Genomic DNA, 20,896 nt, shown 5'->3' on the forward strand with positions numbered 1-20,896 from the left:
CCGTGAACGCCGAGATCACCGACTCCGCAAGCCCGGTATCGAACGGGACGTCCTCCTCGATCGCACCCAAATCCGCCACGACGACCGTCCCTTCCCGACCCGCCGAACCGAAACGCCCAGCGTGAATATCGCTCGGAGCATAGAAGGACGGCGGCCATAAACGGCAGTTCGCGACGCCGAAACGCGCCACGACGAGAGAGCCCGCAGGCGAATCGGACCGCATGGCTTCTACAGTGGCGCCGGTCGGGAGCGCGCCTACTTCGCTCGAGGAGTCGCCGCTACCCGCGCGATCGGGACCCGCTTGGGCTGCACCGCTGAAAACGCGGCCGCCCTGTCGGACGGAGCCGCGCGACGCATTACCGCCACCAGCAAACCCACGAGACCCACGATTCCGAACCGCGCGAGACGCCCTCGCGGTGTCGCGATGAACGATCCCCATACGGGACGGCTCAGCGTCGCGAGAACCGCGACCGCGGTGCCGTCCAGAACCGTGCCAGTGAACCAGCCTCTCTCGAGCTGGCTCTGTCGGCCGGCTCCTTGGCAATCTCACGCGCCCTGGGGAGCCAAAGTCCTGCAGTCGAGTGGCCCTCGTTCGCCATCGTGGCCAAGTACCTAAATACCTCGTTCTCCTGCTCGCCGTACCTGTCGCGCTGCATGCCCGCATCCTCGCGGAGTCGTGCCTACGATGCGATGGCTTCGAGCGGAAGAGATCAGCCTGGCCAACCTCAGCAACGTCGTCTGATGCCCCATCTAGAGACAGTTTGACCGTGACCGGAAGACTCTCCTGCCTCGGAACATCGTGTGTTCTAGGCTCGGGCCATGACGGACATTGATTACGACAAGCTGGCGGCGACGGATGACAGCCTCAAAGAACGGCACGCCGATCTGGAGAGGCAGTGGAAGTACCTCGAGCGCCGGGGCGATCCGGACGGAACCTACACGGAGCGTCAACGCCCACCGAGGAGGAGCAGCGCGTCATCACGCAAGATTCTTGCGTCTCGCCGTGCTCCCGAGGGTCAGAGCTCGTGACCTCTCGGAGTGATTTCGATCGGGTTCGCGCGGTGGCCTCTGCCCTGTCTCTCGATGAGAGCGACTTCTCCGGCGACGCTGCGGTGGCCAAGATCGCAGCGTTCAAGCGTGAGGTCGTCGCGCTCGGTGCCAGCTCCGAGCACTGGGCGATCGAATGGCTCTCTGACGAGCACTACAAGGCTGCTGTGTTGTACGGGGCAGCCAAAGTGAATTGGGATCATGAGCTGGCCGGCCAGGGGACATCTGCGGATCGGCGGATGCGCTTGACCATCGTCAGTCGTTTCAACGAGTGGGTTGAGGAGATCCAGGATCGCCTCAACGACTACGAGCGGAGCGCTCGGACGGCGGCCGATGTTGCTGACTGGCGAGACGAGCTCGCTCGGTTCCGCACCGATCCGGTACGCAACCGCTGATCATGGATCAACAGCCTCGCCTCGATGACGTGTGGGCCAGTCGGGACTACCCGTGTTGTTCGCTGTCGCTCGAATGCTCGGGCAGGACGCCGTCCTTCAGGCGGTGGGGGTCGCTGAGGCCATTGGCCGGCCGCACCTCGAGATTGTTCTCGCGCTGAATAATCTCGGGCCCAAGCACCTCATGGTGGAAGATGCGGGCACCTACGACGGCCGTGACAACTACGTCACCGGCATCCGCCCCGAGGGGCTTGAAGCGGTTGGTCAGTGGCCGAGCTCCGCCGTCGCGGCTGAACGGGTGATCGCCGCCCTCGACGCTCTCGTGGACAACGCGCCCGAGGACTCAATGAAGCGGAAGCGCCTGCTGGCAGCACGCAAGTGACTCCTGGGCGTCGGCCGTGACGTGCTGGTCAATGTCGGGTCAGCGGTCATCACCGGACAGCTTCCCTCGTCCTCCTATGGAGAGCAGCTGCACGGGGACACCGGCGGCGACGTCCTCGTCCTCGATGGTGGCGAATCCGGTGACGGAGCCGATCGCATCGACGCCGAGCGAGGAGTCCGGGAACCGGGCGACTAAAGCCATAAGCGCCGAACCGAACTCGTCGGCGCAGGCGAGGGCACCGTCGTAGGACTGCTGCCAGCGGCCGGCGATCCGCGTCTCTGACAACGCGAACGCAATTACTTTGACGCCGTAGTCAGCGGAGACGAGCCGCTGCCTCGCCTCGATCACCGTATCTTCTCCCATCGGCACGATCTGCCAGGATGACTTCGTGCTGACGGCTTACCTCGACGAGTCCTACACGGACGAGCGATATTACGTCGCGGCCTTCATCATCGACGACGCGGATCTCCCGGCGTTGAACGCAGCCCGAGCGCGTATGAGTACCTTCATCGAAGGGTTCGGCGTGGATTCGGACACCGAACTGCACGCTCACTCGTTGATGACTGGTCGCGACGGGTTCGAGCCGATCGCGCGCCAGGTGCGCGCCCGGATCCGGATCTATCAGCAATGGATGACCGAGCTTGCGGCGCTGCCTGCACACGTTGTCGTCCGCGGCGTTGATATCTCCCGGCTCAATGCCCGGTACAAGTACCCCGACCCACCTCATCAGGTCGCGTTGCAGCACACGCTCGAGGCGACCGATCGTTGCGCGCGTCAACATGGCAAGCAGGTGCGCATCGTGGCCGATGTCGTCCCGGGGCAGGTCGCCCACGCCGAGAACATGGTCCGTTACCAACACGTGGGTACCCCTGGGTACAGGAGCAGCAAGTTGACCGCCGTTGTCCCGCCGCTGGTCTTCGAGGACTCGGCCCGTTTCCCAGGCCTCCAAGCCGCGGACGCGATCGCCTACATCTACCGACGTCTCGACGCTCACGTCGAGACCGACAATCGTGTCGGCTCTGCAGTCGATCGACTGTGGAGCACCCTTCGCGACCTGGTCTATGAGGTGTGGCGTTGGGATCCGTGACGTGCCGCCAGATGCACGAAAACCCCGCGCGAGGCGAGGTTTTCGGCGGACAACGTTCCGGTAGCCGGCCCGTCGTGACTTCATAGTAACGCGTACTTGAGCCCCGGGGGCTGGTCGTTGAGCAACCTAGTCGGTCGCCCGGTCTCTCACCGCTACGACTCCCGGTCTCCCGAATCCGCGGCAAGCGTTTGCACGGTGTCGAGGACGGCCGCGAGAGCTGCGTCGTTGATGGAGAAGTGGCGCTTGCGGACGTCCGTCTCCGAGCGGGGTACGTCGACATCAACGATCCCCAGCTTCTCCAGCGCGAGGAGGTGCTTTCGGACGCTGATGCGGCTCACGCCGAGTTGCTCCGCGAGCCGAACAGGGGTGGAGGGACCGCGTTTGCGGAGTCTGAGCAGCACGGCGACCCGGACCTTGTTGCCCAGCACATCGACAGCGCGCTCGAACTCGCCGGGAAATCCGAGTGGATCAGCAGGCATTCCCATGTCCCCAGTCTCGGGGCGCTGCGTCGTTAACACCTTTTCGATAGTCTTTGGTTATCGAAAACACGTCACAACCCGAAGGAGACACCATGCTGCTGACGATGATGACCGGTTGGGTGGTCGGAGCGCCCGAACCGCTGGACCCACGCACAGACGCCGGCCGTGTGGTGTTCTCCTGCCTCATCGAGCAGCCCGACGGCGCCGACGCCGTCGTTTACGCGATCTGCGGCGGCCACGCTGCGATAACGACCCTCGCAACCGTTCGGGTCGGGGATCTGGTGAGCGTCTCCGGGACAGCGCGACTCCTCTCGGCACCGGGGAGCGGAGACAGGGCATGGGTGACGGTCGAGATTGAGGCGGCCGAGACGACCGTCCTCGTCTCCAGACCCGTTGCAGTCGCGTAGATCTGCTCGCCTGGACGCACTCGGTGAAGCGGGACGCCGCGTACGTAGTTCTCCAGCCGCCTGGAGGAACGGGATGGGTGGACGCCTCTCGCGTGGATGACGAACCCAGTGCGTACTGTGCACGGCGACCCCCTACGTCGACGCGGCCGGTCGACCGGTCGAGGCTCCCCTCCTGCCCGCACGGTTCCTGATGCCGGCGCAGCACGACCCGGGCATCCTCGTCGTCGAACCGCGGACCGTGCACGAGGTCCACTCACCGCGCGCCATCGACGCACTCCCCCAACGGCGTCATCGCGCTCGACTGCAACGACACGCTCCGGGTCCGGGGACTCCTCACCTGGACCGGCCCTCGCCTCCTCTCCGCCCACAGCCCCCGCGGGAAAATTCCCGTCCGCGTCCTCTCCCCCGACCAGCTCCACGCCGTCGAATCCCCACGATGCCCGCCGCGAGCGCCCCGGTGGGAGGTTCGTCCTGGTCCGTGACACCGGCGCAGCCGCGGACCGCGCATACCACCACCATGACCTTCGACCCGTGGGCTCCCGACGCAGCACCCGTCACTTTCCTCCTCGGCGACGAACAGTCCGGCCGCGCCGACGCGACCCTGCACATCGCCGCGCACACCGCAGCCACGGACATCCCCGTCCGTGTCTTGGTCTTCACCCTCGAACGTCAGCGCGCATACCAGGACGCCGGCGTGGCCGGCACGCTCGTCCCAGCCGACACGCGAGACGTCGTCCACGAGCTCGAATGGGCCGCGCACCAGCTCGACGACAGTCCAAGCGCGCGTCTACTCGTCATCGACGACGCCGCCCACCTCAGCGGAGCGGGCTTCCAGCGCGAGACGATCCTCGACGCGCTCGCCTCCCATGACAACCGGGTCGGCTGGGCCTCGAGCGCCACAATCGCGGGACCCCGCTGTGGCCGGGTTGTCTGGTCCGCCAGCGACGGCTTCGGCGCCTGTGACACCCACACACTCGGCAAGGGCTGGTCCCTGCCTGCCGTCGCCTTGTTCTCCCCGATGGCCGCCCGCATCCAACGATGGGACCTCGGCCGCACGCTTACCGACCTCGACCGTCAGCACCTGCGCCAGCACAACGCCGCCGTCCTCGGCTCCCCCGACGGCCGCACCCTCACCCGCGTCCCCTTCACCACGGGCCCGCCTGCGCATCTCGTCGGCAGGCGAGCCTGAGGATGACCAGCAGCAAGAACGGCATCCGCGTCCGCGTCTACGGCCTTCTCGGCAAACCTCGCTGCAGTGACGGCTCGACCTGCTACCGCAGTGAATCGCACGGCCCGGCCCGGAAGGCGAAGGCGCGCTCCCTCGGGTGCCGCGGCCGACGCACCACCGAGAACCCGTTCGTGCACGACGGTCGGCCGCACATCACGGACGAGGTCCGGGAGCTCCGCCCGTCTCGAGACGTCGAGCGCGGACGATGCCGACCGCCTTAGCAACGAACCGGTCGACGTTGTACGCGCGATCGCCCGAACGGAGCGCGCGGCACGATCTGCAGCGGCCGCGTCCTCGCGCTCGGCGACCTACTAGGCTGCGGTCGCCGACCCTGGCGGGCGTGTGCGGATGCCAGTCTGCATCGCCTCCCCGGTCACGTGACCGGTCATCTCCTGTCTGGTCAACGCATAGACCGAGCATGAACGATCGAGCCCCCGCTCCTGCTCGGCATCACGCATGAGCGCCACCGTCATCGCGACCGAGACCGCGACAACCGTCCACGTATCCACCTCGGCCGGCGGCACATACCTGCTCACGATCGGCGCATCCGGCGTCCAGGCGCTGCGGCAGATGGCCGCCGCCTACGCGCTCGTTGTCACGACCGCCACTGTCGGCCGGGTGGTGAACACCCGCATCGACCTGTCCCCATGGACACCCGCTGAACGGGACGGGATCTTCCTCGAGTTGAACGAGGTGGTCGCCGCCGTGCTTCATCGCGCCGCTCTCACCCCGGATCAGGCGCGGCTGCTGACCGGGATCGCCGAGCGCACCCGACTCGATCAGACCTGATGCAGACTGCGCCGACCGTCTCGCTCCTCGTCGAGTTCACCTACGACCGTCTCGCCTGGTCCATCCTGTCGACTCCCGGCGGCGACATCGTCCCGGAGATCGTCGCTCGCGGTTTCGTCTCCGAGCACACGACGCCCCACGCCGACCACGATCTGGTCCGCGCCACGCTCGAGCATGCGACCGCTCTCGCCGCCGCAGTCGAGGACGTCGTCGACGTGGTCGTCTTCAACCAGCCGTACCGCAAGCTTCTCGCCGGCATGCCGTCCTACCCGCTGCTGAACGTTCTCCCGCTCTCGCGCATCAACTACCGGGACCAGCAACGGCTCTCCGCGCTGGAGGACCTCCGACAGTGCCTCAGACGTGCCCGGCCCGTGGCCGGCTCGGTCATCGACGTCGCAACGGATGGCGCCTATCACCCGCATCGCGGCGGCGGCGCGTATGGATGGCTGGCCTGCAACGGCGAGCACAGCTTCGGAAGTGCCCGCGTCCGATCCGCCCTCGATGCCGAGCTCGTCGCGATCCTCAGCGCCGTGCGCGCGCAGCCATCCGGCTGCACCGTCCGCGTCAGCACCGACAGCCGCGACGCTATCGCGATCATCGACGGTCGCGGGGCGGACGCTCGCTGGCGGCCGTCGTCGTTGCGGTTGGCTGACCTGATCCTCCTGCAACGCCGCCGGCTGACGGTGCGTCTTCGCTGGGTGAAAGGCCACGCGGGCGACGCCATGAACGACGGCGCGGACCGGCTCGCGCGCCTCGCTCGCACCGGGGGTCACTGGGGGACGCCGAGCCATCCTCAGCAGACGATCGCCGCGGGCATCGTCAACGACGCCCGTGGTCGCAACTCGGCCGTTTGAGGTGACCTTGAGGTTTCTGCGACTCGGGCGCCCACCTCACAGTCGCGCGTGGCGCACGCGCGGGCGGGCGCCACGTACATGGACGGCATGACGAGTTCCTTCGACCCGAACCAGCACCCTCGCGGCCATACAAAGCACCCTCGCGGCCATACAAGCAGCCATACAAGCAACAGGGGCGCGTTCACGACCCGCGACCATTCCGAGCCTGAGGCGGCCCTGGGGCTCACTTCGCCGGGCGCCTCAGGTCACCCGTTCATCGAGACGCAAAGGAAGCTACGAGGGCATGTCTTCCTCCCGTCCCAGTCGAAGACCTGGCCGGCGCCGCGTTCCAACGACGCCACCGACCTCGCCGACATCCCGTTCGTCGCGCACTACTTCGTCGGCGGGTCGAACTGGTACGTCGCCGAGCTAGACCATCAGACCGGGGAAGCGTTCGGGTACGTGGACCTCGGCATCGGCCATGGCGAGTACGGCTACTTCAACCTCCACGAGCTGGAAGCGATCGTCGTCCGCCCGTCCGGGTTCCCGCAGCCGATCGAACGGGATGTGAACTTCACGCCGAAGACGAAAGCCCGCGACGTGATCCCGAAGTATCAGGTCACGCCCGTGGCGGCCAGCTGACCCACCACTGACGCCTTCCGCGTGGCGCCCGCCCCAGTTCAGAGCCGCTCGCCGTCTCCGACGATCGGTGGGACGCGTCCACGCGGGCGGCCGGCTCCATCATCCGAGACAACTATCTCGCCCAGCCCGAGCAGAACGGTGGAAAAGGTCACGGTCGAAGAATCCAACGTCGTCCCCGACGGGGAAGCAGCCGTACTCTCCGCGGAGACGTACGTCGCGGCGGGACCCGAGGTGAGGACGCCCACCTTCCCCCTCGGGCTCGTCCTCGACGCAGTAGCTCTCGCCTGCGGCAGGCCCGCATTCGGGATCCCCGCCACTCGTGCTCGCATCCTCGAACTGTTCCGCGGAGCGTAACGCTCGAGTGATCGATGGCCGCCAGCCCTGGTCGGGAACCATCGGTCGGTCGAGCGCAGTTCCGCATCGTTGCCACCGCGATGGTGAGCATGACCACGACCGACGCCCTCGCTCTCACGGCTTGCCGACGGTGGCGACAACGACTGAAGCTCTGGCGCATAGACCTCGAACAACCATCTGAAAGGCGTCACCCTATGAAGCTCACCGACTGGCGCAAGGTACCTGTTCGGTCTGCGCGGTGTTTGGATTACGGCTCTGTTCGGAGTGGGATGTAGGCCGACCAGTCTCGTCCGGCGGTGGTGGCCCACCGGTTGAGCGATTGGGCTCCGATGCCGGTGAGTTCCTCGAGTGGGCCGAGCGGGATCTTGCCGGCGAGGTTGAAGCGGGCTGCACTGCGCAGTCGTGCAGCGCTGAAGCCGTACCGGTTCAGCTCGGATCCGAGGGTGGACGGCTGCACCGGCTGTCCGGCTTTCATCGAGGGGAACAGCCATCCTTGTCCGGGCTCTTCGAGCCAGGGGCGGGGAGCATCTCGGAGTTCGAGCGTGAGCTGCGCCAGGACCGGCGGGAGCCGGACGGGTTCGTCTCCGAGTCGGATTGAGACGCTGTTGTGGAGTTCGCTGACGTCGATCTCCGCGCGGGTAAGGGTGACCAGGTGGGTCAAACGTTGCCCGAAGAGGGCGACGAGCAGGCCCGCGACCCGGGCGCGGAGCGGGATGCTTCCGTCGTCGGAGAGCTTGGTGATTGCGGCGAGGAGTTCGGTCTGGGTGTGGCCTGGGCTGGGTGTGGCGGACTGGCGGATGACCAGCTCGACGTTGCCGAGAAGGCGGGCGTCGTGGGCCCACCGCAGGAACGAATTGAGAGCGTTCTGGTCTATGTGCTCGTCGAGGACGAACTGCTCCAGCTGCGCTTGACGCACCGATCCGAGGTCGGTGTTGGAGTGCGCGAGGTGGCGGAGGAAGCGATCGGCGGCCTCGATTTTTCGACGAGCTCGGCTTGCCGCGGAGACGCTCAACGGCGATCGCGCGGCGCGTCTGCGCAGGTCGTTGACGATCTCCCAGGTGGCATAGCGGCGCAGCAGTGGCCGGTGCTCGGCGGATGCCGTGGCTATTGCCTCGTGGACGCGCCGCTCGGCGCGGACGAGGCGTTCGTCCCGGCCGGGCAGCAACCCGACCGCGACCAGCAAATCTCGGACGTATTCGACCGCTCTTCTGGGTGTGGCGCGATCGAGGCTGTCGTGGTTGAGGGTGAGGCGGTCGTTGACGAGGTCGCGGATGAGGGTGGCGCTGGCGCTTCGTTTGGTCCAGGCGGCGAGGGTGTGGCTGCGGTGTGAGGCAATGAGGTAGTCGCGCAGCGGCTGGAACACCTCGTTGACGGTCCCGTTATCGCGCGTGATCAGCGTCAGGGTGCGGGCCCGGACAGCGCAGGGCGCGCAGTGCCGTCCGATGAGGTCCGTTTCCCCGCCGCAGTCGCGGCAGCCGAACCGAGCAGGGACTCCGGCGCAGCTGGCGCAGCAGGGTTCACCCGCGGCGTCCAGGTAGGCGATGATGCGCGACTGGCCGCAGTTCCGGCAGAGGAGAGGGACGCGTCGGATCTGGTTGTAGCAGGGTGGGCAGTGGGCTCCGCCGAGGATGTAGCCGGTGATCTTCGCGGTCTGCCCGCAGCTACTGCAGGGCAGCACGGTCCCCGTGGCGCAGCGGGCGCAGACAGGCCCGTCGATCGTGCGTTCCTGGATCAGTCCGGGACGGTTACAGCGGCTGCAGATTTTGCGCGCTTCGGGCCGGTGACGCCAGCAGCTCGAGCAGATGCCGCCCTCGGCTGCGCGGGCCATGATCGTGCGGTGTCGGCCGCAGCCAGCGCACTCGCGTCGGCCCGCCGCGCTTTCGCAGCGGCCGCAGACCCGTCTCCCGTCGGCGAGCGTCTTCGTCAGCAGCCGGGCATCGCCGCAACTCAGGCAGCGCGGAAGCACGACCTGCACCAGCCCATCTCGAGCGAGGTCGTGCAGAAAGCGCTGCGCGACGCGCGGCATGAATGCGTCACCCGACACCGCGAAATCGGGACGGCCCTGAATGTAGTGCCGCAGCCGCGTCTGACTGTTCGACGTCGGCACGTACCGCTCCACCAACTCCTTGACCTCGGCGACGGTCAGGGTCGTGAAGACGTCGCAGGATCGGTGCAGATGCTCGACCAACATGGTGACTTGGTCGCTACGTGCGGGCGTCACCTATGCGTGTCAGTCCGCGCGGCGGATGGTCGCCGGAATGGGGCGCAGATCCCCGATCGAGGGTCCCTTGCGGCGCCCGGCAGCGGTTGCAGCGACCTGTGTCACGGTCCCGGTCTTGGTGAAGGTGACCAGCTCCGCTGGGCTGCAGTCGAGGATGTCGCAGAGCGCTCCGAACACATCCATGTTCAGCCGTGCCGGCTTGGAGGTCACCAGGCGATAGATCTGCTCGCGGGAGAGTTGGACTCCGCGCTCGCTCAGCAGAGGCACCAGATCCGTCGTCTTGAACAGACCCTTCTGGGCCATCAGCTGGCGGAGGTTCCATGTCATCTCGATCGCGGTCATCGCGTGCTCTCCTCCTGATAGACGTTCGCCAGCGCGCGCGCCAGGATCCGATTCTTGTAGTCGTTGCTGACCGAGGTGTAGATCGCCGTCGTTGATGAGTAGGCGTGGCCGACCTGCTCCTGAACGAAGCGCTCAGGGTACCCGAACTCGATCAGATGTGTGACGTATGAGTGGCGCAGGCTGTGCAGGGTGAGTGCCGGATCCAGCCCCGCGCCCTCGCGCAGCGCCGCGAACCGCGAGTCCAGGTGACGGACCGAGACGCGGGCTCGGCGTTCCGTCAACCAGAGCGCCGAGCTGTCCGTCTCGCCATAGAGAGGCCGCGCCTGCTCCACCCACTGGCGAAGGCCGTGGATCGCCCACTCGAACTCCGGAACCGCGAGCACCGAGCGACGGCGGGCAGGACCGCCGCGTCGGGACTTCCCGTGACGGACATGCACCATCCCGTAGGTCCCCCAGGCGGGTGCTTCCGGATTCGGATGCAGATCGGTCACGTCCAGCATCCGCGCTTCACTACGGCGCAGACCGAACGCGTAGATGGTCTTGAACAGCTGCGCATCCCGCAGAGCCCCCAACGCGCCCTTCTTGCCCTGCTCGGTGATCCGGTCGATCTCCGCGTCGACGTGGGCGAAGAAGACCTCGAGCTCGTCATAGCTGAACGGGCGCCGCGCGGGCCGCGCCTCGAACTCGGCGACGTGAGCGTGGGTGTTCCAGTCGTGACAGACCTGCACCGGGTGCGTGCCGAACCGTTCCTCGCAGATCGCCGGCCAGTCGTAGCGGGGATCGGTGATGAACGCCGAGAACCCGCGGATCATCAGGTGATAGCTGCGGATCGTCGACTTCGCGAGCGGCTTCGCGCCCGACAGCAGCGAAGCAGTGAACTCCTCGACATCCGCCGCACTCCAGTTCCACGGATAGTCCTCAAGGAACAGCCGCAGGCGACGGATCATCCCGAGACGGCTGGAGACGGTAGCCACGTCCAGACCGCGAGCGCGCATCTGCCGCTCCCACCCCGTCAACATCTCCTGGAACGTCTGCTGCTCCGGCGCGATCAACGTCACCGGCGCCAACGCCCGAAGCGTTCGATCCATCACCACACCACCCGACCCAACTGCAACAACGTTGCATCAAATGCATCATAGCGGGACGGCGCTGGCGCCCGAGACGTAGGAGTCGGCCGGCTGTTTGAAGCGATCCTGAGCCAGGCGGCACTCATTTCGACGTTCCGAGGGGGCGGGCCCCCTCGGGTCCCCCGTGAATCCCGGTTCCGGGCGCTGCCGAGACTGCGACGGAGCGCAGCACGATGGAGCCGCTTCGCGGCAGAGCTTGGGGGTGTCCTTGTTCACCTCTCCGCGGTCCGACCCTAATTCGCTTCGCCGACTACGTGCCACGGATCCTCGACGCGGTCGCGTGCTCCCTTGTATCGCCTAAGGTCCGCGGCACTCCGCCGTCTCCGCTCGAACGGATCTACCCGCCGGAGAGGCAAACAAGAACGATCAGTCAGACTCAGCAGTGACGGACGTCAAATCGGGAGAATCGAGATGATGCAGCAGAAGCAACTTGGCCTGGTTGTCTACTCGAAGCCGGCCTGCGTGCAGTGCACCTCCACGTACCGGTTCTTGGACGCCCGCCAAGTCGACTACACCGTGATCGACATCTCCGTCGATGACGCCGCCCTCGCCATGGTGAAGGCCCTCGGCTACCTCGCCGCCCCGGTCGTCGTGCTCGAGACCTTGACCGGCACCGAGCACTGGGCGGGCTTCCGCCCAGACAAGCTCACCACTTTCGACGCGGACCTCCCCCGCCTCGAGGTTGCCGCCGCCGCTTAGCCGACGGAACCGCGCCATGAGTGCGGGCAGGACGGTGCGGGCGCCCTTTCGTGTGCCCCGCGTACATCACCGACCTGAGCGCATTCGACGAGAACCTGCACCCTCGAGGCCACGCCAGCAGCGTCGGCGCTTTCGCCGATACAACCCACTCCGCCTCGGAAGGCACCCTCATCACCGACCCGGGCGCCGGCCCGCTCGATGTCGACGCGCTCGGCAGCAGTGCCGCCACCGACGCGCTCATCGCGCGACTCGATGCACAGCAGGTGAAACCCGACCTCATGTTCGTCAGCTACGCCAACCGGCTGGACCCGGAGGACGTCAACAACTACTTGGCCGGTGATGAGAACGCGGTCTACGATCGCGCGTTCGTACTACAACGACCGCGAGTGGGAGGCGCAGCAGGCCGACCGCGTCGACGTGATCCTCGAGATGCTCGCCCGGAGCCGCTCTGACACCAGCACGCCGGAAGTGCGTGCCCGCGCGACGGAGTTCGTCGCCGGAGGGCCGCAGACGTGGCACGAGGGTGTCACCTTGGACGTCATATGGTGTGGCGACGTCAGCGACGCGGCGATGACGCCCGAGCAGGCCGACGCTGGTGGTCGTCAGCCTAGCTTTCAGGACGCCTCCCCGGCGCGCTGACCACGAAGGTTACGAAGGACATCCCCGCGCACCTCGACAGCTTCCGCGGGCAGGACGGCTACGGCTGGGACGACACCGCAGGCGTGGTCCATAGCGTCTACCGGCCCGGGAACTTCACTTCGGAATGGGTACGGGGCACCCCGGCCGCCGCCCGCTCATAGAGCAGAGGCGCGAGACCTGCTCCCACCCGCCCCCGGGCATCCGACAGCTGTGCCTCCGGCGCCCCTGACCGACGAGAGGCCCCAATTGAAGAATCCGAAACAGCGGCAGTGGGCGGCACGGCACCTCTGGAGTGCCACGACCGGCGTCAGTGCCGGGTGAATCACCCGGACCGACAATGGACGCTGGTCGCATCCGAGAGGATGCCCGAGCGTTCCTACATCAGACAGAGCGACGCGCGAGCTCGGCCCGGTAGACGCCCTCGTACCGGCCGGAGTCGATGAAGGCCCGCAACCACAGCACAGCCCCATCGACGTCGTCGAACTCGCCCTCGTCCTGGGCAACGACGGACGCGGCGATGACCGGAGCCATGCCGACGCCCGGGCGGACGCCTGCCTCGAGAAGATGATGCCCGCGCAACAGCGCCGAGGAGGGCGACGCTGCAACCTGCAGCGTCTCCGCGACCGCGAGCCACAGGTGCCCGGGTGCCGGTTTCCGGCCGGATTCACGGCCTGTGAGGTCCGCTTCGACGACTCTCGTCCACGTGGCCAAGGACGGTCCGGTGCCGGAGGGGCGGGCCAGACGGCGCAGAAGCCGGCGGACGGCAGGGCGCGACGGGCCGCCGAGGTGGCTCATGTGCTCGGAAATGAGGATGCCGACGTGCTCGATGAGCCAGGCGGGCGCTCCCACACGGCGCAGCAGCGCCTGGGCGGGTTCCACGCCTGCGTCCGCGTGTTGATGGGAGGTGATGCGCTCGCCGGCCTCCTCCTCCCGAGTGTGCGTGACCTTTCCGAGGTCGTGCAGGAGCGCGGAGGTCACGAGCGTCAGCCTTTCGGGGTCGTCCAGCTGGTCCCGGTCAGCGATCAACACGGCAGCGTCGGCGGCGAGGGACAGGTGCCGGTGGACGTCGCCCTCCGGGTGCCAGAGCGGGTCCTGGCGGACGCCGCGGGTCGCGGCCAGCTCTGGGAAGTGCTCCTCCCACCCGGTCTGCTCGAGCACGGCCAGGGCGTGGGAGATCGAGCGGCCGCGAGTCAACAGCTTCGCGAGCTCGGCCCACACGCGTTCGCGCGCGATGGTGTGGAACTCCCCGGCGATGGAGCGAGCGAGGGCAGCGGTCTCGGGCGCAAGGGTAAAGCCGAACCTCCCGGCGAACTGGACGGCGCGCAGCACTCGCAAGGGGTCATCCGCGAACGCGTCAGTGGTGTGGCGGAGCACGCCGGCGGCGATGTCCGCTCGCCCGTCGTAAGGGTCCACGAGAGAGCCCGTGGCCGGGTCCCAGCCGATGGCGTTGATCGTGAAGTCTCGGCGGCCGAACGCGGTGGTGACATCCAACTCGGCGTCCACGGCCGCGTCGAAGGCGCGGTGCCCGGCGCCGGTGAACGATTCGCGCTCGTCGACTCGGCCGACAATGCGAAGCGCGGCAATGAGGCCTGCCTTGTCGGCGAGGCCGTAGACCTCGACGTCGGCGTCTTTCGGCGTACTGACGGTGGCGCCGTCGCGAACGGCGAGGAGGGCGTCCCGAACGGTGCCGCCGACGATGAGCGGCCGCCCGCCTACGGCGATGATGGCGTCGATGACTCGCTGCGTGGCGGGCGTCAGCGTGAGGAGCGCACGGTTCGAGGTCATACCTCGACTATGCGCGGTGGAGCATGCCCGAGCGGGCTAGTCGTCGTTCTTCATCGCGTACGCGGGGCTGATCGCCTTCAAGCTCGAACGGATGACCCGGCCGTCCAGGATCACCGTCGTGGCGTCCCGCAGCCGCCAGACGACACCTGCGGCCGGGACGACCGACTGGCCGGCCGTGCGCACGATCGCGCCGATCGGTAAGGCCGCCCGCTCCTCCGCCGACTCCATGGTGCGCGAGGCAAGAGCAGCCTCCGCAGCGCGCAACCGCGCGAAAAACGGCGGAAGTGCCGCCTCTGCTCCCTCGACCACGTTCAAGCCCCGCCGTAGGCGCTCGCCCCATAGATCGCAGCACCCCGATGTCCGCAAGCGCGTCCCTGCCCAGCGCGAGGGCGATCGCAAGATCAGCGATGACCTTCCTGGGATCGTGGACCGCGAACGGCTTCCGCCACGGCGCCAACGCCACCGACAGCACACGTTCCAGGCCCGTCGCACGGGCTGCTTCTGTCAACAGCACGCTGCCGGCCTGGCCCACGGCCGCGACGGGAGCAGTGTCGACGTGAACCCGTGGATGCGCTCCGCAATTCTTCACTTTGAAAGTGCTCCCACCGACCGAGAATGAATCCGGGCATTGGACGTGCTTTACTCTCCCAGGTCAGGAGAATTTTCCCCACTCAAGACCGCCTCACAACGCATAGGCAGGAAAGCCCGCGGACAGCCGCTCGATCCCCGCGCCGGGGGCGCGGGGAGGTTGCCCTCCCCCGCGGGGTGTCAACCTTTCACGCAGAGCAGCGTGTCCAGCCGGGCGACGATTTCGACCAGGTTCGCCTGGTCGCGCATCACCTGGGTGATGTCCTCGTCCGCGCTCGAGATCGGCTCGTTCCTGCTCGATCAGACGGAGATGTCGAGGCTGGCCAGGTCCTGGCGCGTAGTGTCGAGCTCCCGCCCGGAGGTGCGTGAGCGTCGCCGATCTTCCGGTTCCGGGTCGTCGTCCTTCCGCGCTCGATGCGCTGGGACGCACCTCGCCGGGGCCGAACGCATAGACCGCTCATGACTTCCTCCCCTCCTGCGCGGCCCAGCCGTGGCTTCGGCCATGAGTCGCCTCGGAACGAGTCGATCGAGTGGTTCACGCCACCGGAGATCTTCGACGCTCTCGGGCTGCGCTTTGACCTCGACCCGTGCTCCCCCGGCGCCGGTAAGTCGTTCGTGCCGGCTGACCGTCACTACACGATCGACGACGACGGCCTCGCGTCCCCGTGGCTGCAGGGCGAGACCGTGTGGGTGAACCCTCCCTACGGAACCGCGACGCAGGCGTGGATGCGCAGACTCGCCGACCACGGCAACGGCATCGCCCTCGTCTTCGCTCGCACTGACGTTCGGTGGTTCCAGGACGTCGGCGCGACCGCGGACCTCATCTGCTTCGTGTCCGGACGGATCAAGTTCCACCGAGGCAACGCCACTGATCTGCCCGGCACTCCAGGCGCCGGCTCCATGGTCATGGCGTACGGCGACAAGGCAGCCAAGGCTCTCCGCACGTCGAACCTCGGAGTGCTCGTCACTCCCATCCCGAAGGACCTCTCATGAGCACCATCGCGTGGACTCCGGCCGTCACGATTCCTGACCCCGACCTCGCCATCGACCTCTTCGAGGCGTGGCTGTTCGAGGGCAGGTCCTCGGGAGCCGCGTTCAAGGCCATCGCCTCACCGACGCGGGATCCGGAGCGGCTGTACGGTGCGTGCGTCGGCCTCGCGATCGTCGTCGTCGACGTCACCCAGGGCCGCGACAACTGGCCGCAGCATCTCGACACGCTTGAGCAGATCCGGCAGCTGGCGCTGTCCGCCCGGGGCTTGGACCTCGTGACCGGCAACGTCGCCCCCGGCACTACTGACGGCATGAAGCTGCAGCACTTCATCCTCACCGTCGAAGCGGCCCTGTCGACGATCTCCTCCGAGGAAGCCGCGGCGCACGCCTTCACCGTGCAGCGCGACAAGGCCGAACTCCGCCGGACGTTCGCGCTCATCTGCGCGTTCCTGAACCAGCTGATCCGTCAGCATATGCGCCTGCGCGGGCTGTCCTCGGTGACCGAGGCTGTCGTTCAGTACCGCCTGCTCTGCGGAGACGTCCGCTCCTCCGCTCAGCGGTAGCGACCCACGCCGACCCCCGGGAGCCGCATCGAACACAACCGGCAGGACGAGACCGCGGGCGGCGACGACGCGCGTTCCGACCGCAGCCGAGCCCGACCACGTGCGGACGGTCACTCCCGTTCCCGCTCCTACCAACCAGGGGGGCACCCCGTGAAATCTGCGCCCGACCTTACTGATCCTCGACCTGAACCTCGCCGCCGCCGGCGAGTCAGCGTTCTCGGCGTCCTCGCCGCTCTCCTTATCGCCAAGGGGCTCACCATCGGCGCCTACCTGATGTGGATGCTCGTCATCGACGACGCGATCAGCGCGAGCAGCCAGCAGGAGCAGGGCTCGGCCGTCTCCCAACAGCTGGTGGAGGCGGCATCAGCGGCGCCCGCCGTGCCGAGCACCACGGTCCCGCCTGCATCCACGCTCGCTCTCGCCGACGGCGCACCCCTCGCGGTGCTGTACGTTCCCCGTTTCGGCGCCGACTACCACCGGGGCATCGCGGAGACGACAGATGCCGAGTCCGTGCTCGACTCCTCCGCCCTCGGGCTCGGGCACTACGACACGACGCAGATACCCGGCGAGCTCGGCAACTTCGCGGTCGCCAGTCACTGGTCCGCGTATAGCGGGGCGATGCACGTTCTCAACGAGATGCAACTCGGGGACCCCGTCTATGTGCAGACGGAGCAGGGGTGTTAAACGGACCGGTATCGCGACACCAAGTACGTGCAACTGTCGCAGGTGTCTGTGCTGAACCCGGTCCCGGACGCTCTGCAGACCCAGCCCGCGGACCGGCTGATCCCCTGATGACCTGTAACTTGCTGTACTGCACCTCTGAGCGGCTCGTCGCGTTCGGGGTGTTCGAGTCGTTCTCGACGGTCGCGCCCATGGACCTGACGGTCGCCGCCGGCTAGGAAGCGAGCCCGTCGGGGTTTCGGAGGATATCCATCTCGCGGACGTTGTCCGGGTCGTAATGCGGAGAACCCGCCGCCTTCCATCCCGCGCCGGTGAGTCTGGAACCCGCGGACCTCGTAGCCGCCGAGCGTGCGCGGCGTGCGCCACCCGGCCAAGCTCGCCTCCGGCGCGGAGCGGTCCCGATGGCTCAACAAACCGGGGTTGGAGGCGGGACCTCGAGGGTGCATGGTGGCGTCGAACTGACTCATGCCGCTCATGTACGCGGCGGCTACGCGGCCGCGGCCAGGCTCGTTCCCTCATCGACGAGCCCGCGGGCGCGAGCGCGCTGCACACGCACGTCAATGAGCGGGATGTACTCCGGCGTCATCTCGAACCCGATCGCGCGAACGCCGAGGCGCATCGCCGCTTCGATCGTGGCCCCGGACCCGGCGAACGGGTCGAGGATGAGCGCGCCCGGCATCGCCGAGATTCCGACAAGCCACTCCATCACCCCGAGCGGTTTCACCGACAGGTGCTCGACACCGTTGGCGACGGGCCGTTCGCTCCTCGCCGCCCGACCGGAGTAGTAGAACGAAGGGAAGAACCGCGATGAACTCGGCGACTGGGCATCGAGTTCGAGCGCGGCACACTCCTCGTCGCACTGGCCGTCTTCGACACAGTCGGGGCGGTGGATGAGCAGCATGTTCGTCGGCCATCGCCCGCCCTCGTGAGATTCGTTCTTCGCCGTCCCGCCGCGCTGCACGTTGATGATGTCGCCCACGGCCGATCGCCCCGGCGTGCGGGAACGATCGTCGTCCGTGGGGATGCGGCCGGCGTCGATGTTGATGCCTCCGACGTGGTGTCGAACGATGTTGTCGAGCAGGGTGCCGTCCGGAGCTTTCCGCGCGACGACGATCGGCTCGTGCGCCGGCTTCAATCCGGTCCCCCACCCTTCCCACACCTGCGACAGGAGCGGCTGATCCTTGCGAGCCAGCTGCCGGGCGAGCTTCTGCGACTTCGGGAACCCTGACGACTTCACCCAAGCGAGCACGTTGTCGCGGACCTCGAACTCCGCTTTCTCGATGACGGTGGTGAGGTGGTGGTACGTGCGGGGCGCTCCAAAGGCGATGAGATTCCCGCCGGGCTTCATCACACGATGCACCTGCTTCCAGAACGCCAGGGCGAATGCGATGCCTGTCGCGTCCCACCCGTGCCCGGCGATGCGGCCGAAGTTCAGCTCGTACGGCGGATCGGTGACCACCGCGTCGACGCTGTCATCCGGCAGCCGGGCAATCAGCGTCTGCGCGCGGCCGCGGAGGACCGTCGGGTGCAGCGGATCCATCGGAATAGCGATGCCCACGGTCGAGCGGCTGGAACGAGGCGGTGTGGATTGAAGCATGGTCTTCATGTAGGCGGCGGCGAGCGGGTGTGTCCCAGACAGGTCAGTTGGGCGTGTCGTGCTCCTGCGATCGGGAGGGCTCGAGCGCCAGAGTCCCCGTGTTGATGGCCTTGAGCGCCTCGACGAAACCCTTGAACAGCTCGGCGACGCCGTTCAGCGTCCGGACGAGGTCGCGCTCCACGGTCGCGAGGTCCGCCGCAGTGACGACGGTGCCTTCTGCGGTCAGCCGGTCGTGCACGGCGATCAGCTCGTCCACCGGCGCCTGCGGGGAGTCGGCGTTCTCACTGGGCACGTCGCCCAGCAGCAAGATGCCCAGCTCGGCGATGGCCGTGAGCAGACGCTGACGCTCCGGCGGGTCGGTGATGCCTTGCCCTTCGCCGTCGAGCGATTCGGTGAGGCTCTTCGCGAGAATGCTCCACTGGGCCGGGATGGCCAGCTCCGCCAGACCGGCGGCAGCCCGGTACGACCATTCCGGATCGTCGTGGCCCGCGGCGATGAAGTCCGTCAGGTCGATACCGTCCAGGTCCTCGTCCACGGCGCCAGCGAGCCACGCTTCGACGCGGGCGGCGTCGACAGGGTTCTCGGCGTCGATGCCATGCAGGGCGAGCACGTCCAGCCAGGTGCCGTCCTCGATGTCGTAGAGCCCGGAGGTGGTCAGCTCCAACGCGATGCGCAGCGCCCAGTCGTGGTCGGATTCCAGCTCGAGTTCGTCGCTGCCCTCGACGCGGATCTGGAAGCGGAGCGCCGACTCGATCGGCAGCCAGGCGAGCGGGTGCCAGAGAAGGCTTGGGTTCATCCCGGTGAGCCGTTCGAGCGTCCCGTCCGCGTTCAGCCCCCGCACCGGGATGGGCATGGCGCACAGCGGGTCTCCGAGCACGTGGTCCGGGTTCAGCCCGGTCTCTTGCACGAACTCGTCGAAACGTCCCGCGGCCACGACGGCGGAGTCGGAGAGAAGAAGGTTCTCGCCCGGGTCCATCAGGAAGGCACGGCGAACGATGCTGGTCATGGTGGTCTCGTTCCTGTGGCCGGGCCCTTCCCAGCGTCTCACCCAGTACCCTGCGGCGGGCCGAACTGGCACCCGCTCGCGCGGGTGGCGGAGGAGCGCGATCTGGATCTGGGCGACAAACATCGGCTACTCCCGTCTCATCGGGACTCTCCCGCCCGCCCCGCTGCCCAGCTCGGCCGGATCCCTGGGTAGGCTGACAGCCCAGCTGACCGCCAGTGGCATGACACTCTCGCTGAATACGCGCTCTTCCTCAATGCGAGCGACGGCGCTCACCCCCGCACGAATGGAAAGGGCACCACCGCCTACGAGCGCCGTCTCGGCGTCTGGGCGACTTCGACCGGGTCGAGCTGCTCGAACGTGACGCGCCAGGACCGCTCCTAAACGGCTGTCGGACAGAGGAGCGCACGTTCGGGCTCCACCTAGCCTGGCTCGATTTCCACGACGGCGCGGCCCCGACCGCCGGCAAGGACGACTCCGCCGAGGCGCGGCGAGTCGCCGACTGGATTCAGCGGCAGCGGTGGGAGTACTCGATCGACAATCTCGCTGCGGACCGGGTCGACGCTCTGGACACGAAGCTGCCGGGCTGGCGTGCCAGCATCGACATCAGCTGGATCGCCAGACTCAAGGGATACCGCGAATGGGTCGCCTCGAACGGCGGATGCGCGCCTCGTCCGAACACGGACAACAAGCTCATGGCGTTCCTTCACCGGTGGTCCAGCCGGCAGCAGGAGCTCATCCTCACCGGCGATCTCCCGGACGATCCTGCCCGTGCCCTCCTCGCGATTGGAGCGAGAACGGAGCACGGGCCGAGTTGCCAGCACGTGAACGAGAAGCGAAACGGACCGTGGAGGTACGCGAGCTAGCCGAGGTGGGATGATGTGGCCTCGATCGTGGGCACCGACACCGTGTTCAGCTTCCGGATGCGTGCGGACATGAAGAAAAGGTCGATGATCAGCATGATCCACAGCGGAATTAGGAAGACGAGACCGAGACCGTACAGTGCCATCAGTGGCGTGCC

General features: G+C 67.4%; 25 protein-coding genes and 1 pseudogene. 15 read left to right on the forward strand and 11 right to left on the reverse strand.

The window, feature by feature from the left end:
- Positions 1-190, reverse strand: a 190-nt coding sequence (locus B0H03_RS16940) for a hypothetical protein (RefSeq protein ID WP_207774256.1), incomplete at its 3' end; no start/stop codon positions are given.
- 629 nt (positions 191-819) lie between these two features.
- On the opposite strand from B0H03_RS16940, the gene B0H03_RS15205 reads away from it, so the two are divergent.
- The 3 genes from B0H03_RS15205 to B0H03_RS15215 are packed head-to-tail and all read left to right on the forward strand — an operon-like array spanning position 820 to position 1,821.
- On the forward strand, positions 820-1,029 hold the full coding sequence (locus B0H03_RS15205; RefSeq protein WP_104354209.1) for a hypothetical protein: 210 nt from the start codon (positions 820-822) through the stop codon (positions 1,027-1,029).
- 32 nt (positions 1,030-1,061) lie between these two features.
- A complete protein-coding gene (locus B0H03_RS15210) occupies positions 1,062-1,442 on the forward strand; it encodes a hypothetical protein (RefSeq protein WP_127843888.1) in 381 nt (126 codons plus the stop codon).
- A gap of 52 nt (positions 1,443-1,494) precedes the next feature.
- Positions 1,495-1,821: a hypothetical protein gene (locus B0H03_RS15215; protein WP_104354207.1), complete on the forward strand. Its 327-nt coding sequence runs from the start codon at positions 1,495-1,497 to the stop codon at positions 1,819-1,821.
- Between the two features lie 39 nt (positions 1,822-1,860).
- On the opposite strand, the gene B0H03_RS15220 is transcribed toward B0H03_RS15215, so the two are convergent.
- Positions 1,861-2,169: a hypothetical protein gene (locus B0H03_RS15220; protein ID WP_127843887.1), complete on the reverse strand. Its 309-nt coding sequence runs from the start codon at positions 2,167-2,169 to the stop codon at positions 1,861-1,863.
- A 40-nt stretch (positions 2,170-2,209) separates the two neighbouring features.
- Here B0H03_RS15220 and B0H03_RS15225 point away from each other — a divergent pair, with 40 nt between their 5' ends.
- On the forward strand, positions 2,210-2,908 hold the full coding sequence (locus tag B0H03_RS15225; protein WP_241560379.1) for a DUF3800 domain-containing protein: 699 nt from the start codon (positions 2,210-2,212) through the stop codon (positions 2,906-2,908).
- Positions 2,909-3,060: 152 nt separating this feature from the next.
- On the opposite strand, the gene B0H03_RS15230 is transcribed toward B0H03_RS15225, so the two are convergent.
- On the reverse strand, positions 3,061-3,387 hold the full coding sequence (locus tag B0H03_RS15230) for an ArsR/SmtB family transcription factor (RefSeq protein WP_207774257.1): 327 nt from the start codon (positions 3,385-3,387) through the stop codon (positions 3,061-3,063).
- A gap of 92 nt (positions 3,388-3,479) precedes the next feature.
- Here B0H03_RS15230 and B0H03_RS15235 point away from each other — a divergent pair, with 92 nt between their 5' ends.
- The 6 genes from B0H03_RS15235 (at position 3,480) to B0H03_RS16805 (ending at position 7,640) form a co-directional block, all read left to right on the forward strand.
- A complete protein-coding gene (locus B0H03_RS15235; protein WP_104354204.1) occupies positions 3,480-3,794 on the forward strand; it encodes a hypothetical protein in 315 nt (104 codons plus the stop codon).
- 436 nt (positions 3,795-4,230) lie between these two features.
- A complete protein-coding gene (locus B0H03_RS15240; protein WP_104354203.1) occupies positions 4,231-4,983 on the forward strand; it encodes a hypothetical protein in 753 nt (250 codons plus the stop codon).
- A gap of 495 nt (positions 4,984-5,478) precedes the next feature.
- Positions 5,479-5,811, forward strand: coding sequence for a hypothetical protein (locus tag B0H03_RS15250; RefSeq protein WP_104354201.1), 333 nt, complete (start codon positions 5,479-5,481; stop codon positions 5,809-5,811).
- On the forward strand, positions 5,811-6,665 hold the full coding sequence (locus B0H03_RS15255; protein WP_104354200.1) for a ribonuclease HI: 855 nt from the start codon (positions 5,811-5,813) through the stop codon (positions 6,663-6,665). Before B0H03_RS15250 ends, B0H03_RS15255 begins: the two co-directional genes overlap by 1 nt.
- 87 nt (positions 6,666-6,752) lie before the next feature.
- Positions 6,753-7,286, forward strand: a complete 534-nt coding sequence (locus B0H03_RS15260; protein ID WP_160487378.1) for a DUF2958 domain-containing protein — start codon at positions 6,753-6,755, stop codon at positions 7,284-7,286.
- A gap of 138 nt (positions 7,287-7,424) precedes the next feature.
- A complete protein-coding gene (locus B0H03_RS16805) occupies positions 7,425-7,640 on the forward strand; it encodes a hypothetical protein (RefSeq protein WP_104354198.1) in 216 nt (71 codons plus the stop codon).
- A gap of 247 nt (positions 7,641-7,887) precedes the next feature.
- Here the strand turns inward: B0H03_RS16805 and B0H03_RS15270 are convergent, their stop codons facing one another.
- The 3 genes from B0H03_RS15270 to B0H03_RS15280 are packed head-to-tail and all read right to left on the reverse strand — an operon-like array spanning position 7,888 to position 11,291.
- Complete coding sequence (locus B0H03_RS15270) at positions 7,888-9,831, reverse strand: hypothetical protein (RefSeq protein ID WP_104354197.1); 1,944 nt, start codon at positions 9,829-9,831, stop codon at positions 7,888-7,890.
- Between the two features lie 39 nt (positions 9,832-9,870).
- Positions 9,871-10,203: a helix-turn-helix domain-containing protein gene (locus B0H03_RS15275; RefSeq protein ID WP_104273033.1), complete on the reverse strand. Its 333-nt coding sequence runs from the start codon at positions 10,201-10,203 to the stop codon at positions 9,871-9,873.
- Positions 10,200-11,291, reverse strand: a complete 1,092-nt coding sequence (locus B0H03_RS15280; RefSeq protein WP_202130192.1) for a tyrosine-type recombinase/integrase — start codon at positions 11,289-11,291, stop codon at positions 10,200-10,202. The genes B0H03_RS15275 and B0H03_RS15280 overlap by 4 nt, the downstream gene beginning before the upstream one ends.
- 450 nt (positions 11,292-11,741) lie before the next feature.
- On the opposite strand from B0H03_RS15280, the gene nrdH reads away from it, so the two are divergent.
- Together nrdH and B0H03_RS15290 are read left to right on the forward strand one after the other, a co-directional pair.
- The gene (gene nrdH / locus B0H03_RS15285; RefSeq protein WP_272914917.1) at positions 11,742-12,029 is read left to right on the forward strand and encodes a glutaredoxin-like protein NrdH; all 288 of its coding nucleotides are present in this window, start codon (positions 11,742-11,744) and stop codon (positions 12,027-12,029) included.
- A gap of 50 nt (positions 12,030-12,079) precedes the next feature.
- Entirely contained in the window at positions 12,080-12,481 is a 402-nt protein-coding gene (locus tag B0H03_RS15290) for a hypothetical protein (RefSeq protein WP_104354196.1), read from the forward strand.
- Positions 12,482-13,049: 568 nt separating this feature from the next.
- Here B0H03_RS15290 and B0H03_RS15300 read toward each other — a convergent pair.
- The 3 genes and pseudogenes from B0H03_RS15300 to B0H03_RS17190 form a co-directional block, all read right to left on the reverse strand.
- Positions 13,050-14,453 carry a tRNA nucleotidyltransferase/poly(A) polymerase-related protein gene (locus B0H03_RS15300; protein WP_104354194.1) on the reverse strand — a complete coding sequence of 468 codons (1,404 nt, stop codon included), beginning with the start codon at positions 14,451-14,453 and terminating at the stop codon, positions 13,050-13,052.
- Between the two features lie 36 nt (positions 14,454-14,489).
- Positions 14,490-14,762 (reverse strand): hypothetical protein, encoded by a 273-nt coding sequence (locus B0H03_RS17185; protein WP_237399604.1) that lies wholly within the window; start codon positions 14,760-14,762, stop codon positions 14,490-14,492.
- Positions 14,763-14,793: 31 nt separating this feature from the next.
- Positions 14,794-15,042, reverse strand: a pseudogene (locus B0H03_RS17190) (transposase); the annotation flags it as partial.
- 458 nt (positions 15,043-15,500) lie between these two features.
- Between B0H03_RS17190 and B0H03_RS15315 the strand changes: the two are divergent.
- The 3 genes from B0H03_RS15315 (at position 15,501) to B0H03_RS15325 (ending at position 17,278) form a co-directional block, all read left to right on the forward strand.
- The gene (locus tag B0H03_RS15315) at positions 15,501-16,034 is read left to right on the forward strand and encodes a DNA N-6-adenine-methyltransferase (protein WP_160487379.1); all 534 of its coding nucleotides are present in this window, start codon (positions 15,501-15,503) and stop codon (positions 16,032-16,034) included.
- A complete protein-coding gene (locus B0H03_RS15320; protein ID WP_104354190.1) occupies positions 16,031-16,594 on the forward strand; it encodes a hypothetical protein in 564 nt (187 codons plus the stop codon). Before B0H03_RS15315 ends, B0H03_RS15320 begins: the two co-directional genes overlap by 4 nt.
- 150 nt (positions 16,595-16,744) lie before the next feature.
- Positions 16,745-17,278 carry a sortase domain-containing protein gene (locus B0H03_RS15325; RefSeq protein ID WP_104354189.1) on the forward strand — a complete coding sequence of 178 codons (534 nt, stop codon included), beginning with the start codon at positions 16,745-16,747 and terminating at the stop codon, positions 17,276-17,278.
- Positions 17,279-17,762: 484 nt separating this feature from the next.
- Here the strand turns inward: B0H03_RS15325 and B0H03_RS15330 are convergent, their stop codons facing one another.
- Both B0H03_RS15330 and B0H03_RS15335 read right to left on the reverse strand, forming a co-directional pair.
- Positions 17,763-18,872: a DNA-methyltransferase gene (locus tag B0H03_RS15330; RefSeq protein WP_160487380.1), complete on the reverse strand. Its 1,110-nt coding sequence runs from the start codon at positions 18,870-18,872 to the stop codon at positions 17,763-17,765.
- A 43-nt stretch (positions 18,873-18,915) separates the two neighbouring features.
- On the reverse strand, positions 18,916-19,878 hold the full coding sequence (locus tag B0H03_RS15335; protein WP_104354187.1) for a hypothetical protein: 963 nt from the start codon (positions 19,876-19,878) through the stop codon (positions 18,916-18,918).
- Positions 19,879-20,896 lie beyond the last annotated feature (1,018 nt).

This window comes from Rathayibacter iranicus NCPPB 2253 = VKM Ac-1602 (assembly GCF_003149025.1).
Lineage (GTDB): Bacteria > Actinomycetota > Actinomycetes > Actinomycetales > Microbacteriaceae > Rathayibacter > Rathayibacter iranicus.

What these genes read in the sequence shown, in the direction of transcription:
- B0H03_RS15315 (WP_160487379.1), top strand. Translation starts at nt 15,501, where the DNA reads ATGACTTCCTCCCCTCCTGCGCGGCCCAGCCGTGGCTTCGGCCATGAG.
- B0H03_RS15240 (WP_104354203.1), top strand. Translation starts at nt 4,231, where the DNA reads ATGCCCGCCGCGAGCGCCCCGGTGGGAGGTTCGTCCTGGTCCGTGACA.
- B0H03_RS15235 (WP_104354204.1), top strand. Translation starts at nt 3,480, where the DNA reads ATGCTGCTGACGATGATGACCGGTTGGGTGGTCGGAGCGCCCGAACCG.
- B0H03_RS15300 (WP_104354194.1), bottom strand. Translation starts at nt 14,453, where the DNA reads ATGACCTCGAACCGTGCGCTCCTCACGCTGACGCCCGCCACGCAGCGA.
- B0H03_RS15270 (WP_104354197.1), bottom strand. Translation starts at nt 9,831, where the DNA reads ATGTTGGTCGAGCATCTGCACCGATCCTGCGACGTCTTCACGACCCTG.
- B0H03_RS15250 (WP_104354201.1), top strand. Translation starts at nt 5,479, where the DNA reads ATGAGCGCCACCGTCATCGCGACCGAGACCGCGACAACCGTCCACGTA.
- nrdH (WP_272914917.1), top strand. Translation starts at nt 11,742, where the DNA reads ATGATGCAGCAGAAGCAACTTGGCCTGGTTGTCTACTCGAAGCCGGCC.
- B0H03_RS15205 (WP_104354209.1), top strand. Translation starts at nt 820, where the DNA reads ATGACGGACATTGATTACGACAAGCTGGCGGCGACGGATGACAGCCTC.
- B0H03_RS15230 (WP_207774257.1), bottom strand. Translation starts at nt 3,387, where the DNA reads ATGCCTGCTGATCCACTCGGATTTCCCGGCGAGTTCGAGCGCGCTGTC.
- B0H03_RS15330 (WP_160487380.1), bottom strand. Translation starts at nt 18,872, where the DNA reads ATGCTTCAATCCACACCGCCTCGTTCCAGCCGCTCGACCGTGGGCATC.
- B0H03_RS15280 (WP_202130192.1), bottom strand. Translation starts at nt 11,291, where the DNA reads ATGGATCGAACGCTTCGGGCGTTGGCGCCGGTGACGTTGATCGCGCCG.
- B0H03_RS15335 (WP_104354187.1), bottom strand. Translation starts at nt 19,878, where the DNA reads ATGACCAGCATCGTTCGCCGTGCCTTCCTGATGGACCCGGGCGAGAAC.
- B0H03_RS15320 (WP_104354190.1), top strand. Translation starts at nt 16,031, where the DNA reads ATGAGCACCATCGCGTGGACTCCGGCCGTCACGATTCCTGACCCCGAC.
- B0H03_RS15255 (WP_104354200.1), top strand. Translation starts at nt 5,811, where the DNA reads ATGCAGACTGCGCCGACCGTCTCGCTCCTCGTCGAGTTCACCTACGAC.
- B0H03_RS15260 (WP_160487378.1), top strand. Translation starts at nt 6,753, where the DNA reads ATGACGAGTTCCTTCGACCCGAACCAGCACCCTCGCGGCCATACAAAG.
- B0H03_RS15275 (WP_104273033.1), bottom strand. Translation starts at nt 10,203, where the DNA reads ATGACCGCGATCGAGATGACATGGAACCTCCGCCAGCTGATGGCCCAG.